Genomic DNA, 13738 nt, shown 5'->3' on the forward strand with positions numbered 1-13738 from the left:
ACTGCGACAAAACCGCTGATGGACAAAAAATTCGCCTCCGTTAGCTTGAAGGCCTCTCCTCGGAAAGGAGAGTTCTTAAATCAACGGAGTGAAAAACATGAATCAACCACAAGCACAAACCCAACTGCGACATGGTCGCGTCATCTCTCCTGCCAGCCGCGGTGCGGTGGCCATTGAGCAAGGACTGCTCGGTGCCTGGCAGGTCAATGAAATGGAAGGCGGGAAAAATTTCCCGGCGCTGGCAGCGGGGCCGTTTCCGGCGCCATACCAGAGCGACTCGGACAGTGTCACGCCACCGGCCGACGGCTACATTCTCAGCGGTGGCAAGAGTGATGCCCGCGACTGCGTTAACTTCACCCATGAAGAAATGAGCAAGAAACTCGGTCGTCCATTCACCTGGCCGCTGCTCAATGTCACCCCGGGACAAACCCTCGAAATCAAGTGGGAATACACCGCGCCGCACACCACTCGCGGCTATCGCTGGCTGATCACCAAGGATGGCTGGGACCCGAAACAGCGCATCACCCGTGCGCAACTGGAAAGCCAACCGTTCTTCGAGGACTTCTACACTCAGGTGCCTTATTACAGCTACCCGAATGAGCTGAAGGCCAAGGTCAATCACGCGGTGAAACTGCCGACCAACAAGACGGGCCATCACGTGATCGTACTGATGTGGATCGTCGCCAACACCGGCAACGCTTTCTATCAGGCCTTCGACGTCGACTTCAAATAACGGCGCTGCGTCGCCAAACCCACACGTTCTGAAGGATTAGAACATGTCAAAAATCGATTTCTCTTTAGTGCAAAATGCCGCGAGCGATGCCGCCTCGCTGATGCCGAGCATTGCCGGCAAAAAGATCCTCATGGGCTTCTGGCACAACTGGCCCGCAGGCCCGAGCGATGGTTATCGTCAGGGCCGCTTCGCCAGCCTGTCGCTGGAAGAGGTGCCCAAGGAATACAACGTCGTCGCGGTAGCCTTTATGAAGGGCAGCGGCATTCCGACCTTCAAGCCGTTCAACGTTTCCGATGCCGAGTTCCGCCGTCAGGTCGGCGTGCTCAACAGCCAAGGGCGGGCCGTGTTGATTTCCCTCGGTGGTGCCGATGCGCACATCGAGTTGCGCAGCGGTCAGGAACAACCGCTGGCCAATGAAATCATCCGTCTGGTGGAAACCTACGGCTTCGACGGCCTGGACATCGATCTTGAACAGAGCGCGATTGATTTCGCGGCCAACAAGACCGTCCTGCCGGCCGCACTGAAACTGGTCAAGGATCACTACGCAGGCCAAGGCAAGCACTTCATCATCAGCATGGCCCCGGAGTTTCCATACCTGACCAGCACCGGCAAATACCTGAGCTATCTGCAGGCGCTGGAAGGCTACTACGACTTCATCGCCCCGCAATTCTACAACCAGGGTGGCGACGGGGTCTGGGTGCCGGAAGCCAACAACGGCGCGGGCGCGTGGATTGCGCAGAACAACGATGCGTTGAAAGAGGATTTCCTCTATTACCTGACCGAAAGTCTGGTGACCGGTACTCGCGGCTTCGCGCGGATCCCGGCGGACAAGTTCGTCATCGGCCTGCCGGCCAACAACGATGCGGCAGCCACCGGGTATGTGATCGACAAAACCGTGGTCGGGAATGTCCTCAAACGTCTGGCTATCAAGGGGCTGCCGATCAAAGGCTTGATGACTTGGTCGGTGAACTGGGACAACGGCAGCAGCAAGGATGGCTTGCCGTACAACTGGGAGTTCAGCCGGCGTTATGGGCCGTTGATTCACGGGGTCTCTTTCGCCGAGCAGGATATCGATGACACGCGTTCGCTCATCGCTCGTTAGTTGCAAATAAAGAAGCCCGGTAGCGCTGCCGGGCTTCTTTGTTGGTTTGGAATGCGTGTGGGTATGTTTTTATTCGGTTTTAACCAGGACATAAAGATTGTCATTGAACGACATCTTTTCGATTCTGTTTAAAGAGATAAGCTCTTTGAATTCTTTTTCGAGTGTTTTCTTGTCGCAGTATTTTTCATATGTAAGCGGCCTGTCCGAAGCGTAAATGTAAAGGCGCCATACGTCAAAGCCGTCGATTCTGCTGTTCGAGCCGTAATCGAAGTCCACTGATTCTGATGGGAAATGAATGGCGCACCCTACGCCGTGCAGTTCATATTGAATTTCATCAGTTATTTCACCGCAGCGTTCGATTTGCTTGCTCCGCCAGAGTCTTAAAATATTCCGAGTGCCAAATTTTTTTTGTAGTAATTCTGTTCCACTTTCAACTTTTGAAAGAAAGTCAGTTATTAGGTCCTCAAGATTTTTATCGGCTATTTTCATCTTCTTCTGTGATGCTCCAATCGGTCGTGTCCGACATTGTTAGCTGATTCAATGACTTCTTCGATCGTATTAAGTTGTCCTTTGTGCTCTCTGATGTTCGTGATCAAATTTATAGTTATTGGCGTTGCTGTTTGTTTTGCAGCTGCTGCACGGTGATGTCCATCTAGAATATAGAAGGTGCCCTGATGTTCTGCTACGTCTATGGGATAGCTGACATCGTAGCCACCTGCTCGCATCTGATCTCTTATTTTTTCGACGCGTTTAGTTGAATTTTTTCCCATAATTGCATGCGTTCGCTTCACTGAATGTGGGTCAACGCCATGAATCAAGTCCGGTAATTGTGGATCACCCTCATCAACCTTAGCCCCACCAACCCCACCCGGCACCTCACACCCAGGCTTATTCGGCGGCGGACAATTGGAGTTCAACCCCAACGGATCCACCCACCCCGTGGGATTCGGCACGTACTGGTACTGATTCAACCCACCGGCCAACTTGATCGGATCCGGCGTCAGATACCGCCCCAGCCGCGGGTCGTAGTACCGGTGCCGGTTGTAATGCAGCCCACTCTCCGCATCGAAATACTGCCCCTGAAAGCGCAGCGGCTGGTTCAGGTAGTCATCGCCAGCCAGGGTCAGTGCGGCGACTTTGCCGTAGGCGTCGTATTGCGCTGACCAGACGATGTCGCCGCTGTAGTCGGTGAGTTCCTGCGGGGTGCCGAGGTGGTCGAGTTGGTAGTAGAAGGGGCAGGCTTTTTTCGGGCCTTTGCCGTCGAGCAGCGCCAGCGGGCGGAAGGTGCCGGGTTCGTAGACGTAGCTGCGGTATTCGCTTTCGCTGCTTTCGGCGACGAGGTGGTCGCCTTGCCAGAAGAATTCGGTGATCTCGCCGTTGACGGTTTTGCGGATGCGTCGGCCGAAGGCGTCGTATTGGTAACTGGCGGTCTGGCCGTCGGGGCGGGTCAGGCCGATCAGGCGGTGCTGGCTGTCGTAGCGGTATTCGGTGACGAGAGTCTGCGCGCGGCCGCGACGTTCGCGGATCAGGTTGCCGAAGGCGTCGTAGTCGTAATGACGGTCGCCCTGCATCAGCAGGCGATTGCCCTGGATCTGGCTCGGACCTGGGCGGTCCTGCATCAGCAGGTTGCCGGCCGGGTCGTGGGCGAAGCTTTCCGGCAGTTCGTCGCGTGAGTGACGAACGCGGATCAGGCGATCGAGGGCGTCGTAGCCGTAGGTGCGTTGGCCGTGGCGGCTGTCGGCGATGTGCGCGAGATTGCCGTTGGCGTTGTAGGCATAATCGCGGCGGTACAACGCAGCGCGCTGATGGCCTACGGCGTGGGCGAGTAATCGTCCTTGATCGTCGTAGGTATATTCGCTGAGCAGCAGGCCCTGCTGGCGTTGCAGTTCGCGCCCGGACTGGTAGACGTGACGAGTCAGCGGCGCGCCGTTGAGGTCGATGCCGGTCAGCGCGCCACCCTTGGCGTGGTGGTAGTCGAGCAGGCTGTTGTCCGGCAGACGCATGCGCTTGAGCTGGCCGCAGGCGTCGTAGCGGTAACGCAGAGTGCCCCAGCCCTGATGCTCGGTGATCAAGCGGTTCTGGCGGTCGTACTCGAAGGCCAAAGGATGTTGCTGGCCGTCGTCGACACCAGTCAGACGGCCGAGGCGGTCGTATTGGTAGGAAACCTTGATCCCGTCGGGCAGGGTTTTGAGCAGAAGACGCCCGGCAGCATCGCGCTCATAAGCGGTGACCAGTTGCGAGCCGTCGTCACCGAACTCGGTCTTCTCCAGCAGATGCCCGTTGAGGTCATAGGCGTACGCGGTGCGGCGGCCGTCAAAACCGACCTCCTGGCGAATCAGCCCGGTCGGCGTGTAGTCCAGCCGATACTTTTCCCCGGATTCGTTTTCGATCTCGGTGAGCAATAACTGCGCATGGTCGTAGCGGTACTGCACTCGCGTGCCATCAGGGTTGATCCGCCGCGAGACCAGGTGCAGGTCGTCGTCATATTCGTAACGGGTGATGCGCCCCAGCTCATCGCGCTCGGCGGTGACCTGACCGTAGGCGCCGTAGCTGTAGGCGCGGGTGCTGCCAGTAGGAAATGTCGTCTGAATCAGCCGGCCAACCGCATCCCAGTGCTGACGGGTGACCGCACCGTGTTCGTCTGCGGTCGTGGTCCGCCGCCCCAGTGCATCGTAGGAAAAGCGCCGTACGCCACCGTCGGGCAAGGTCTCTTCGGTCAACTGGCCGAGGCTATTCCAGACCAAGCGATGCCGGCTGCTGTCCGGGTAGCGGATCGACAGCAATTGCCCCCGGGTGTCGTAGTAGTAATGGGTGACCTGACCGTCGGGGTCGACCGCTTCGGTGACATCGCCTTCGGCATTGCGCCGGTAGATCCACACCGCCTCGCCGCGAGAGCGTTTGTGCAGGAAACCGTTGCGATACTCGTAGGACGTGGGCGCCTCACCCGGTGGAATCAGCGCGATCAGCCGTCCGACTTCGTCGTAGCGGTATTCGGTGACGGCGCCTAACGCATCCTGCTCGGCAATCAAGCGCCCCGAGGCGTCATAAGCCTTGAGCTGTTCACCACCATCGGCCTCGACCTTGCGCACCAGCCGCGCACGCTCGTCGTGGACGTAGGTCTCTTCGGTGCCATCGACGTAATGCACCGCGACACTGCCGTCATCGTTCCAGACGTAGCGCGTGTCCATCTGCGAGAACGATGCCCAGTGACGCACGCAGCGCGCGGCTTTCCCCGGGCGCTCCCACTCCCAGAAAAAACTCGCACCGCCAGCCAGTTGCCGCTGCAGAATCACGTGAGCGTCGTCGTAGTCGTAGCGCTCGCTGTCACCGACGGCGTTGCTCGCTTCGATCAGGTGCCGGTAGGCGTCGTAGCGGTAACTGACCAGCGCCTGTTCGGTGCCCCAGGCACCGTCGCGAAACACCTGGTAATCCACACCAACCAACTGCGCGCGGTCATAGCGCAACAGCAGCGAACGCCCGGCGCTGTTGTCCAGTCGCTGCACCCGGTCAGAGCGATCGCGCTGCACCGTCAGACGATTGCCATAGGCATCGCTGATCGCTGTCAGCCGTCCTGCGCGAAAGTGATAGAACCGCGCCGTTTCCCCGGCCAGCGCGAGAATCAGCTCCTCCGGTTCATCACCGAGAAAAATCGCCGCCCGCGACAAACTGTTGTGAATCGCCGGCCGCTCAACGCTCGGCAGCGGGAAACGGGTACGGCGGTTCTCGTGATCGACCCAGACAACCTCGTCGCCGGCAAACTCCAGTCGATGCGCCAGCGAATGACTCCAGCCAAACCCCAACCCAACATCGATTTCGGCGGCGCTGGAGCGATACAAGCGGGTGAACTCAAACGGCAACACGCCATCGAGCACCGCATCGCTCAGGGTCAGCAGTTCTTCGCCGGTGACCATCGACACCGGGCAGCCGTTGGTGCAGGTGCGAGGCACACAATCGGCGCTGTCACCGTTGGGGTTTTTCGCCTGATCCGGCGAGTCGTCATGCGGCTCATGCCGCTCGATCCGGCTCGAAGCGCCAGACTTGTCCCGCACAACAGGCGCCGGATTCGGCACCGTCAACACCACAGAATCGGCCTGACGAATGTTCAGCGGTATCGACGGTGTCGGTTTCAACTCAACGTCACGCACATTGAGCATCAGCGGCTTCAAAACGCTGGCATGCCGCGTCAAATCCGCCGAGGACGTCAGTTCGGCCAAGCGCAAAGCCGAGGCTGCCAGCCACTCCCGCGCGCGCGGCGACTTGATCTTCGCCAGCACCTTGCTGCTCAAACGCAGCGGCACGCCGATGCCACCCGACACGCCCATCAACAGGAAGCTGATCAGCAATTCGACGCGCACTTCGGCGACCACTTCGGCCAAATGTTGCGGCGGCAGCATCTTCAGCCAACTGGTAAACGCGGCCAGATGAATGAACAGCAGCGGCTCGTCACTGAGGATCAACAGACCGTTGGCGATGGCGTCGCTGGAAGCATTCAATAACGCCTCAAGCTCGGCCTCGCTGAGGTATTCCAGCAACTTTTCACTGTTGGCCTGCAAGTCGGCGAGCAGGGCGAATACCTGGTGGATGTCATCCCAAACACCATTCAGGGCTTTCTCGAATCCACGCCAGTCGGCCTGTTGCAACTGACCGTAACGCTCAAGAAATCCGGCGCTGGAAAATTCCTTCCACTGCGGCTGAAATTCACTCCATTCCCCGCGCAACCAGCCCTCCAGGCCATCGATGATGCCCTGATAGGAGGCGTACAACGTCTGCACATGGTCCGTGGACACATCGGGAAAGAAGGTGATGCGATAACGCTGGCCCCGATCGCAGTCGGTCACTTGCAGAATGCCGCTGGGGCCGATGGTGTAATGCAGCGGTTCGCCGAAAGTCAGCACGCCGCCGACATCGGCAAGCACCGGTTCGAGGGTTACCGGGGTGTTGCCAATCGGCACAAACCGCGCGGCCTCGAACATGTGCACCAGCGTCAGCGACCCGCTGGCCGAGCACATGACCACCGATGAACTGAGCGGCTGGCGCGACGTGATCGGCGCGCTGAGGCGTACGTCGTTACCGACGGTGAAGACCTGTTCGACATCCAGCGCGGTGCCTGTCCAGAACTGCTCGGCCCAGGCGTCGTAGTTGTTCAGGCACAGGCGGAATTCGCGGATCAGGTGTTCGAAGTCCGGCTCATCGGGATTCAAAGCAGCCACAACGAGCAGGCCGATGCTGTTGTTCAGGGCCAGCAGCTGATCGGTTGGAAGCATTCGCAGTCTCTCGCGCACGTCAAAAAGGTGCGGGGACTTTGCGGGGGGTCAATCAGGAAAGAAGTCGGGCGAGTAGGCGTTATCTGTAGGATGTTTCGACATGATTTGTAGGGCGGTATAGGGTTTCGTATTCTCGTTCACAACTAAGGGCCTTTACCTACCCGGAAGCCTTCAATGACAAAAGGATCAGGCGTCATGTCCAACACAGCCGAGCGGGTCAGCATCGTCGACACTCAAGTGTTGTCCCATGACTGGTATTTGCTGAAGAAAATCACTTTCGACTATCACCGCAACAATGGTGAGTGGCAGCGTCAGACCCGTGAGGTCTACGACCGTGGTAACGGCGCAGCGATTCTGCTGTTCAACCGTGAAAAACGCACGGTGGTGCTGACCCGGCAGTTCCGCCTGCCGGTGTTCGTCAATGGCCATGATGGCTTGCTGATCGAAGTGGCGGCCGGGTTGCTCGAAGGCGCGGCACCGGAGCAGCGTATCCGCGACGAAGCCGAGGAAGAGACCGGTTATCGCGTGCACGATGTGAAGAAGGTGTTCGAGGCTTACATGAGTCCGGGTTCAGTGACCGAGAAGCTGCACTTTTTCATTGCCGAATACGATTCGGCATCGAAGGTTGGCGAGGGTGGTGGACTGGAAGAAGAGACCGAAGAGCTGGAAGTGCTGGAGTGGGGGTTCGACGAGGCGTTGGCAGCGTTTCAGCGCGGTGAGATCTGCGACGCCAAGACCATCATGCTGTTGCAGTATGCGGCGATGAATAATCTGTTCGGCGCTTGATTCAGAACAGCTCGCCGGTTTTGCCAATTTGCGACCACTGCCCACCCTCCAGGCTCAGCAAGTGCTCTTTCGCCTCAAGCCCACCGGCAAACCCGGTCAGCTTCCCCGACGCGCCGATCACCCGATGACACGGCGCGACAATGGAGATCGGGTTGCGTCCGTTCGCTGCGCCCACTGCCCGTACAGCGCTGGGATTGCCAATCTGTCTGGCAATCTGGCTGTAGGTGCGCGTCTGGCCAAAAGGAATGGTCAGCAGCGCCGCCCAGACCTTTTTCTGAAAATCGGTGCCAGCGAAATCCAGTTCCAGATCAAAACAGTCACGCGTCCCGGAAAAATATTCTTCAAGTTGTCGAGCCGTTCGAATCAGGATCGGATTGTCGTGTGCCTCGCTCATCGGCCCGAGGCGCACGCGGTCGGGTTTATCGTTTTCCCAGAGGATGGCCGCCAGTCGTGAGCCGTTCGCGACCAGCTTCAGCTCGCCGACGGGCGAGGGCAGGGTGATGAACGTATAAGACATGACGACAGACTCCGGAGCAGGGTGGCAACAGCGCCCAGCATACTGCCTGATCGGGGAGGCGCAATACGCAAAGCCGACCATACTGCTTGGTGCTCTTGCAGCGTTCCTTCCTCTGTTCTGCACAGACCCTGAAAACAAAAAAGAGATCGACTCATGAAGTACGAACCTTTGGCCAAATCGCTGATAGCGACCTCACTGGCACTCAGCTGTCTCATGGCTCACGCGGCGTCGGTGGCACCGGTTGCCGCAGAAAACGGCATGGTGGTCACCGCGCAACATCTGGCCACCCATGTTGGCGTCGACGTATTGAAAAGTGGTGGTAATGCCGTCGATGCGGCGGTCGCCGTGGGTTACGCGCTGGCGGTGGTCTATCCCGCAGCAGGCAACCTGGGCGGAGGCGGCTTCATGACCATTCAACTGGCAGACGGGCGCAAGACCTTCCTCGATTTTCGTGAGAAAGCACCACTGGCGGCCACTGCCAACATGTACCTCGACAAGGAAGGCAACGTCATTCCCGACTTGAGTACCCGTGGCCACCTGGCGGTGGGCGTGCCGGGCACCGTGTCCGGCATGGAGCTGGCGCTGAGCAAATACGGGACCAAACCGCGCAAGGAAATGATTGCGCCGGCGATCAAGCTGGCGGAAGACGGTTTTGCGCTGGAGCAGGGCGACGTCGAGCTGCTGGAGTACGCCACCGACGTGTTCAAGAAGGACATGCACGACTCCGGTTCGATCTTCCTGCATAACGGCGAGCCGATGCAGGTCGGGCAGAAACTGGTGCAGAAGGATCTCGGCAAAACCCTGCGGACCATTTCCGAAAAAGGCGCCGACGGCTTCTATAAAGGCTGGGTTGCGGACGCCATCGTCACCTCCAGCCAGGCCAACAAAGGCATCATCACCCAGGCTGACCTCGATAAATACAAGACCCGCGAACTGGCTCCGGTGGAATGCGACTACCGTGGTTATCACGTGGTCTCGGCGCCGCCGCCAAGCTCTGGCGGGGTAGTGATCTGCCAGATCATGAACATTCTCGAAGGCTATCCGATGAAGGATCTGGGCTTCCATTCGGCCCAAGGCATGCATTATCAGATCGAAGCCATGCGCCACGCCTATGTTGATCGCAACAGCTACCTGGGCGATCCGGATTTCGTCAAAAACCCGATCGAGCATCTGCTGGACAAGAACTACGCGACCAAACTGCGCGACGCCATCCAGCCGCAAAAGGCTGGCGTGTCGGCCGAACTCAAACCCGGCGTAGCCCCCCATGAGGGCAGCAACACCACTCACTACTCGATCGTCGACAAGTGGGGCAATGCGGTGTCGGTCACTTACACACTCAATGACTGGTTCGGCGCGGGCGTGATGGCGAGCAAGACCGGGGTGATCCTCAACGATGAAATGGACGACTTCACCTCCAAGGTCGGCGTGCCGAACATGTACGGCCTGGTGCAGGGCGAAGCCAATGCGATTGCTCCGGGCAAGGCACCGCTGTCGTCGATGAGCCCGACCATTGTCACCAAGGATGGCAAAGTGGTGATGGTGGTCGGTACACCGGGCGGCAGCCGTATTATCACGGCGACTTTGCTGACCATGCTCAACGTCATCGACTACGGCATGGGCCTGCAGGAAGCGGTCGATGCGCCACGTTTCCACCAGCAATGGATGCCGGAGGAAACCAACCTCGAAGACTTCGCCGCCAGCCCCGACACGAAGAAGCTCCTCGAGAGCTGGGGTCACAAGTTCGCCGGACCGCAGGACGCCAACCACATCGCCGCGATTCTGGTGGGTGCACCTTCCCTGGGCGGTAAGCCGGTCGGCAAAAACCGTTTCTACGGCGCCAACGATCCACGCCGCAACACGGGCTTGTCACTGGGTTACTGAGGCGCGTAAAAAGGGGGCGGGCTTACGTCCGCCCCTGTCTCAAGGACTGATCAAGGAAGGCTCATCATGACCACCGCATTACTGATCATCGACGTCCAGCGCGCCCTCTGCTCGGGTGAATATCAGTGCTACGACATTCAGCGTGTGCTCGACACCATCAACGGTCTCAGTGCTCGCGCACGCCAGGCTGGCGTGCGCGTGGTGCTGATCCAGCATGAAGAAGAGGACAGCCCGTTGGCCCATGGTGCCGAAGGCTGGCAACTGGCCGAAGGGCTTGAGACATCGCCTAAGGACCTGCGCGTACGCAAGACCACCCGGGACTCGTTTTACCAGACTGACCTGGGTAAATTTTTGCCAGGTGAAGACTTCGAACGACTGGTTATTTGCGGTCTGCAGACCGATTACTGTGTCAATGCGACCGTACGCCGGGCCCATGAGCTGGGTTATGACGTAGTGCTTGCCGCCGACGCGCATTCCACCGTCGACAACGGCAATATGAGCGCCGAAGACATCATCGCCGAGCACAACAAGGATCTAGCGAATCTGACTGGCTCGGTGGCGCGTATCGACGTCAAACCCGCAGCCGACATTACGTTCTGACTATCCACACAAAACCTGTAGGAGTGAGCCTGCTCGCGATAGCGGTGTGGCATTTGATGCAACATCGTCTGACCGAACGCTATCGCGAGCAGGCTCACTCCTACAGTGATTGCGAAATCCTGATTGCTATGTACATCAGGGATTTCCGCTGGCAGCACTGGCATACTGCGCGCCGTACGAAGAATGGAATCTCTCGATGTTCGCTATCTCCCGGCGTCATGCCTTGGCACTGATGTGCCTTGCGTTTGCCTCTATCACCCACGCCAGCAGTTTCGATTGCGCCAGCGCTGCCAGCAAAACTGAAAAAGCCATTTGTGGCGACCCGCAGATCTCGCAACTCGATGAGAAGCTGGGCAAGCTCTGGCACTCGACATCGGCTGATGTCCCCGATGCCAAAGCCCTCAAGACTGATCAGCGGCAGTGGCTGAAAAACCGCAACGCCTGTGGCGATCAGACAGCCTGTTTGCGTCGGCAGTATTTAATGCGCCTGACCGAACTTGAACACGCCACCCAGCCCTTCAGTTGGGATGCGACCTGGCAGCTCATTCCGCCAGGGACCTCAACCTCGGCGACAGTCATAACCCAGCGCCGCGACCCCACGCACATCAGCATCGACATCACGGCGGCTGAGGGCGCCAACTCCGGTGATCTGGATGGCGTTGCCACACTCAAGGACGGTAAAGCCGTTTACTCGGAAGACCAGTGCACCCTGTTGTTCACCCCCATCAATGGTGTGCTGGATATTTCTCTCGTCGGTGCAGGCGGATATTGCAGTGCCGGGTTGGGCGTCTACTACACCGGTCGTTTTGTCGCTTCGCAGCAACCGCTGACGCTGGATTACGACATGCTCAGCCTGGGCCTGGCGCAAACACCGGGAGAAAACCAGGCACTGCACACGTTGCTCAAGACTGATTATCAGACGCTGGTGGAAAAGTCCGGCTCGTTGATGACCGCTGAACCTTCCGCTGATGTACCGGGTAGTCAGGTCTGGGAGATGTGGATGCGCGGCCTGGGTGGCACCGGCATCGTGATGCGGTCAGCCGATGGCCATTTCTGGGTCTTGTTGGTTACCTACGACAACACCGGACACTCGCGGCTGCGCTATTACACCGATGTTGCGAAATGGAAAAAACGTCTACCTGGCGCCTTGCACGACTGGAACGAGCGCATGAAAGATCATCTGGAACTCCCCGTAGACTTCATGCCCTGATCTGCGCAGCACTCCTCCATCACGTCGCAAACAACACACCGCGAATCTCGCCTGTGCGCGGCGCTACGACCACGCCCTCCAGCACCATCCGCGTAATCGTCTGTGCCGCCGTTTGATAATCCTCATCCAGCGGCACTTCGCGCCCGATGATCCGGCCCATCTGCCAGCCGATATTGGTGTACGTGCGCGTTGCCGACCAGATGAACAGCATCAAGTGCTCTGGATCCACTGGAGCCAGCAAGCCGCGCTCGATCCAGCTGCGCAGACATTCAACGTTGCGCCGCGCTTCGGCCTGCAACAGATCGCGGCACTCATCCGGCAACTGGCGACCGCCCAATAACAATTCGCCACTGAACACCTTGGCAATCGCCGGATGTTCGCGGGCGATGCGAATGCGTGCGGCCACGTAGGCGCGCAGTCCCGTCAGCGGATCATCACTTTCACGCAGCACCGCCGAGGCTTCCAGCAGCGGCTCGACAAACCCCAGCAGCACTTTGCTGTAGAGGTTTTCCTTGCTCTGGAAGTAGTAATACAGATTGGCTTTGGGCACCCCGGCACGCGCCGCGATATCGCGGGTCTGGGTGGCGTTGAAGCCGTTGGCGGCGAATTCCTCGCTGGCAGCAGCGAGGATCAACTGCTCGTTGCGTACGCGGATGGCACTCATGGCAATACAGGTTGGCTGGACGGCATGGAAAGATTCTGGCGATTTCGGTTTCGCAATATACAAAACTATATAGCGATGAGGCCAGCACACTCTAAGGGCGACGCTATGCTGTTTCGATCATTGACTGGAAACGGAGCGGGCACATGACCCTTCAGGCACTGCGGGCCGACGCGACACACTTGGATGCGGTGGCGCAGTTGTTCGACGCTTACCGAGTCTTTTACCAGCAGCCGTCGAACCTTGAGCAATCACGAACCTTCATCGCCGCGCGCATGGCCGGCGATGACTCCGCGATTTTTCTGGTTCAGGATGAAAAGGGCGAGGCGCTGGGTTTCGTGCAGTTGTATCCGACGTTCTCGTCCATCGATGCCCACCGCACCTGGCTGCTCAGCGACCTGTTCACCACGCCCGCCGCCCGTGGGCTTGGGGTTGGCCGATTGTTGATGAACACTGCACGCGACTTTGCCTTGGCGACCGGTGCCAAAGGGCTGGTACTGGAAACCGCAACCGACAACTTCACTGCGCAGGGGCTGTATGAATCATTGGGTTATGTCCGCGATACGGGTTACTACACCTATTTGCTCGACTTGCGTCAGGGCTGAACGGCCGCCATCAGCATTCGCTCGATCTGCGCCAATTCCCAGGTACTGAGCAAACTCACCGGATCGGTGCCGTAACGCTGCCAACTGTCCAGCGCGCCTTCTTGTCCGTCACCATTGCGGGCGAATTCACAGTGATGTAACCGCCCACCTTCAACGTCCAGCCGCAACTGCCAGCCTTCGATATCGACCGTGACCAGCCCGGCCTTGGTAGGCCGCTCGCAGATTTTCAAAGCGAGCACGCCCAGCGCCGCTTCACGCAAACGCTGACACACCTCGCGGGCGCTCAGAAATGCAGACATGTCGAACTCAATGACCAGAGGAGCGGGCCAGCATAAAGGTCGGGCCGACAAGTGTCAGCGTTCACTGGCCCGATCCGCGA

The 13738-nt window shown here is 58.7% G+C and carries 11 protein-coding genes and 1 pseudogene; 7 read left to right on the forward strand and 5 right to left on the reverse strand.

Annotated features, from left to right (window positions below; translation table 11 throughout):
- Positions 1-97 precede the first annotated feature (97 nt).
- Together HU754_RS11665 and HU754_RS11670 are read left to right on the forward strand one after the other, a co-directional pair.
- Complete coding sequence (locus HU754_RS11665) at positions 98-733, forward strand: lytic polysaccharide monooxygenase auxiliary activity family 9 protein (protein ID WP_186622472.1); 636 nt, start codon at positions 98-100, stop codon at positions 731-733.
- Between the two features lie 43 nt (positions 734-776).
- Positions 777-1778: pseudogene (locus tag HU754_RS11670) on the forward strand (chitinase); the annotation flags it as partial.
- Positions 1779-1904: 126 nt separating this feature from the next.
- Here the strand turns inward: HU754_RS11670 and HU754_RS11675 are convergent.
- Entirely contained in the window at positions 1905-2324 is a 420-nt protein-coding gene (locus tag HU754_RS11675) for a DUF6896 domain-containing protein (protein WP_186622468.1), read from the reverse strand.
- Entirely contained in the window at positions 2321-7099 is a 4779-nt protein-coding gene (locus tag HU754_RS29685) for an RHS repeat-associated core domain-containing protein (protein WP_217827618.1), read from the reverse strand. The genes HU754_RS11675 and HU754_RS29685 overlap by 4 nt, the downstream gene beginning before the upstream one ends.
- 195 nt (positions 7100-7294) lie before the next feature.
- Between HU754_RS29685 and HU754_RS11685 the strand changes: the two genes are divergently transcribed.
- Positions 7295-7885 carry an NUDIX domain-containing protein gene (locus tag HU754_RS11685; RefSeq protein WP_186625227.1) on the forward strand — a complete coding sequence of 197 codons (591 nt, stop codon included), beginning with the start codon at positions 7295-7297 and terminating at the stop codon, positions 7883-7885.
- 1 nt (position 7886) lies between these two features.
- On the opposite strand, the gene HU754_RS11690 is transcribed toward HU754_RS11685, so the two are convergent.
- Positions 7887-8402, reverse strand: coding sequence for a methylated-DNA--[protein]-cysteine S-methyltransferase (locus tag HU754_RS11690; protein WP_186625229.1), 516 nt, complete (start codon positions 8400-8402; stop codon positions 7887-7889).
- 153 nt (positions 8403-8555) lie between these two features.
- On the opposite strand from HU754_RS11690, the gene ggt reads away from it, so the two are divergent.
- The 3 genes from ggt to HU754_RS11705 all read left to right on the forward strand — a co-directional run bounded on the left by ggt (position 8556) and on the right by HU754_RS11705 (position 12093).
- A complete protein-coding gene (gene ggt, locus HU754_RS11695; protein ID WP_186625231.1) occupies positions 8556-10283 on the forward strand; it encodes a gamma-glutamyltransferase in 1728 nt (575 codons plus the stop codon).
- A 66-nt stretch (positions 10284-10349) separates the two neighbouring features.
- The gene (locus tag HU754_RS11700) at positions 10350-10883 is read left to right on the forward strand and encodes a cysteine hydrolase family protein (RefSeq protein ID WP_186625233.1); all 534 of its coding nucleotides are present in this window, start codon (positions 10350-10352) and stop codon (positions 10881-10883) included.
- Between the two features lie 196 nt (positions 10884-11079).
- Positions 11080-12093 carry a lysozyme inhibitor LprI family protein gene (locus tag HU754_RS11705; RefSeq protein WP_186625235.1) on the forward strand — a complete coding sequence of 338 codons (1014 nt, stop codon included), beginning with the start codon at positions 11080-11082 and terminating at the stop codon, positions 12091-12093.
- Positions 12094-12112: 19 nt separating this feature from the next.
- On the opposite strand, the gene HU754_RS11710 is transcribed toward HU754_RS11705, so the two are convergent.
- Positions 12113-12757, reverse strand: a complete 645-nt coding sequence (locus tag HU754_RS11710) for a TetR/AcrR family transcriptional regulator (RefSeq protein WP_186625237.1) — start codon at positions 12755-12757, stop codon at positions 12113-12115.
- Between the two features lie 143 nt (positions 12758-12900).
- Here HU754_RS11710 and HU754_RS11715 point away from each other — a divergent pair, with 143 nt between their 5' ends.
- Positions 12901-13359 carry a GNAT family N-acetyltransferase gene (locus tag HU754_RS11715; RefSeq protein ID WP_186625239.1) on the forward strand — a complete coding sequence of 153 codons (459 nt, stop codon included), beginning with the start codon at positions 12901-12903 and terminating at the stop codon, positions 13357-13359.
- On the opposite strand, the gene HU754_RS11720 is transcribed toward HU754_RS11715, so the two are convergent.
- Positions 13350-13658 carry a DUF7693 family protein gene (locus tag HU754_RS11720; protein ID WP_186625241.1) on the reverse strand — a complete coding sequence of 103 codons (309 nt, stop codon included), beginning with the start codon at positions 13656-13658 and terminating at the stop codon, positions 13350-13352. The two genes, HU754_RS11715 and HU754_RS11720, sit on opposite strands and share 10 nt — an antisense overlap.
- Between the last annotated feature and the right edge of the window lie 80 nt (positions 13659-13738).

The sequence above is a fragment of the Pseudomonas zeae genome, from assembly GCF_014268485.2.
Taxonomy (GTDB): Bacteria; Pseudomonadota; Gammaproteobacteria; order Pseudomonadales; family Pseudomonadaceae; genus Aquipseudomonas; species Aquipseudomonas neuropathica.

What these genes read in the sequence shown, in the direction of transcription:
- HU754_RS11665 (WP_186622472.1), top strand. Translation starts at nt 98, where the DNA reads ATGAATCAACCACAAGCACAAACCCAACTGCGACATGGTCGCGTCATC.
- HU754_RS11675 (WP_186622468.1), bottom strand. Translation starts at nt 2,324, where the DNA reads ATGAAAATAGCCGATAAAAATCTTGAGGACCTAATAACTGACTTTCTT.
- HU754_RS29685 (WP_217827618.1), bottom strand. Translation starts at nt 7,099, where the DNA reads ATGCTTCCAACCGATCAGCTGCTGGCCCTGAACAACAGCATCGGCCTG.
- HU754_RS11685 (WP_186625227.1), top strand. Translation starts at nt 7,295, where the DNA reads ATGTCCAACACAGCCGAGCGGGTCAGCATCGTCGACACTCAAGTGTTG.
- HU754_RS11690 (WP_186625229.1), bottom strand. Translation starts at nt 8,402, where the DNA reads ATGTCTTATACGTTCATCACCCTGCCCTCGCCCGTCGGCGAGCTGAAG.
- ggt (WP_186625231.1), top strand. Translation starts at nt 8,556, where the DNA reads ATGAAGTACGAACCTTTGGCCAAATCGCTGATAGCGACCTCACTGGCA.
- HU754_RS11700 (WP_186625233.1), top strand. Translation starts at nt 10,350, where the DNA reads ATGACCACCGCATTACTGATCATCGACGTCCAGCGCGCCCTCTGCTCG.
- HU754_RS11705 (WP_186625235.1), top strand. Translation starts at nt 11,080, where the DNA reads ATGTTCGCTATCTCCCGGCGTCATGCCTTGGCACTGATGTGCCTTGCG.
- HU754_RS11710 (WP_186625237.1), bottom strand. Translation starts at nt 12,757, where the DNA reads ATGAGTGCCATCCGCGTACGCAACGAGCAGTTGATCCTCGCTGCTGCC.
- HU754_RS11715 (WP_186625239.1), top strand. Translation starts at nt 12,901, where the DNA reads ATGACCCTTCAGGCACTGCGGGCCGACGCGACACACTTGGATGCGGTG.
- HU754_RS11720 (WP_186625241.1), bottom strand. Translation starts at nt 13,658, where the DNA reads ATGTCTGCATTTCTGAGCGCCCGCGAGGTGTGTCAGCGTTTGCGTGAA.